Annotated in this window: 2 protein-coding genes; both read right to left on the bottom strand. The window is 66.3% G+C overall.

From position 1 onward, the window contains the following. On the bottom strand, positions 1–730 hold a 730-nt coding region (locus EN879_RS35190), incomplete at its 3' end, for an aromatic amino acid lyase (RefSeq protein WP_164774811.1). After that, positions 727–1,588: ornithine cyclodeaminase family protein (locus EN879_RS35185; RefSeq protein WP_164774810.1), on the bottom strand; the 862-nt coding region annotated here is incomplete at its 5' end. The genes EN879_RS35190 and EN879_RS35185, both read right to left, overlap by 4 nt.

The raw sequence follows: 1,588 nt of genomic DNA, 5'->3' as shown, positions 1-1,588 counted from the left end.
GGCGCGCCATATGCAGGCGCGGGTCGAGGATGGTGCGGTTGGCACCAAAACCTTCCATGGTCAGAGCCCCGGCATGCTGTTGCTGGGCCAGGGCAGTGAGGGCATCCGTCACCGCAAGTGCGCCGCTGCCGGCGGAAACCGCCGATGCGTTGATCAGCGATAGCCCGTCCTTGGGCGCCAGGCTGATCGGGGCGAGGCGCGCCATCATCAGCGCCTTGGCCGCCGGTATGCGACGGCCCTGATAGTCGGCTTCGCCTTCGCCGGTGAGCATGCGGGCGAGTGCCGTCATCAGCACCAGGTCGCCGGCTCCGATCGAACCGAGCGAGGGCATGACGGGATGGACGCCGGCATTGAGCGCGTCGAGCAAAGCAACGAAGACGGAAGACGAAAGGCCGGATCCGCCAACCGACAGCATCGCTGCACGCGCGGCCATGCTTGCCCGCACGGCATCGACCGGCAATCCTTCGCCGACGGCGCCGCTGCGTCCCTCCAGCAACTGGCGCTGGAAGGCTCCGGCATCGCCCTCTACAGCAGTGCCGAGATTGGCGCCGAGCCCGGTGTTCAAGCCATAGATCTGCTGGCTGGACGCTGCAGCCTGGTCGAGCACTTTTCGTGCCTTCTCCAGCCTGCCGATGACATCGGGTCCGATCTCCACCTTGCGCCCATCGCGGGCGACCGCAGCGACATCGCCAACGCCGACGCCGGTTCCGGTGAGGACGAGCGCGCTCATGCGAAGCGCAGTCTCTGGCCGATGCCTTGCGCCTGCGCCTTGGCCAGCATCGCCTTGCCCAATGCGATATCAGACAGCGACAGGCCACGATGCCAGAACAGGATCGTTTCGTCGTCGCTTTCGCGCCCAACTTTCAGGCCGGCGGCGATCTGGCCGAGCTCGGCATGCAGCGTCTGCTCGCTCAGCCGCCCGGTCTCGACATGGGCGCGTAGCGAGCCGAACTTGCCGCCCTTGCACTGGCCCCAATCGTCGACGACCATTTTCTGCATGATGTCGGTCAACGACAGTTCGACCGCGCTCATCGTGCCATAGGGCACGACCAGTGCGCCCCGTTTGATCCATTCGGTCCTCAGCAGCGGCTGCGGCTCCGGCAGCCGCGAGGCCTCGACGACGATGTCGGCGCCCTCGATGCAGCTTTTCCAGTCGGCCACCGCTGTGACCGTCTTGCCGAGATCGGCGGAGAGTTCGGCGGCAAAACCGTCGCGGCTTTCCGGGCGGCGCGAATGGACGCGAATCTCGTCGAAGTCGAAGAGATGGTCGAGCAGGCGCACATTCCAGTAGGCGGTGCCGCGCGCGCCGATATGGGCCAGCACCTTGGAATTCTTGCGCGCCAGATGCCTGGCGCCGATGGCGGTGACGGCGCCGGTTCGCATGTCGGTGATGACGGTGGCGTCGAGGATGGCGCGCGGCGCGCCGGTGCGCGGGTCGAACAGGTTGAGGATGCCGAATTCGGAAGGCAGGCCATGCAGGTAATTGTCGACATAGTCGCCGACGATCTTGACGCCGGCCGTGTCGAGCGGCGCGACGTAGCCGCGCAACACATTGAAATGGCCGTGGAAGGACGGGTCCGGCTCGAGA

The sequence above is a fragment of the Mesorhizobium sp. M7A.F.Ca.AU.002.02.1.1 genome (assembly GCF_003998535.1).
Classification (GTDB): domain Bacteria; phylum Pseudomonadota; class Alphaproteobacteria; order Rhizobiales; family Rhizobiaceae; genus Mesorhizobium; species Mesorhizobium ciceri.
The sequence above is the reverse complement of the archived record's forward strand: the minus strand, read 5'-3'. Positions and strand labels throughout refer to the sequence as shown.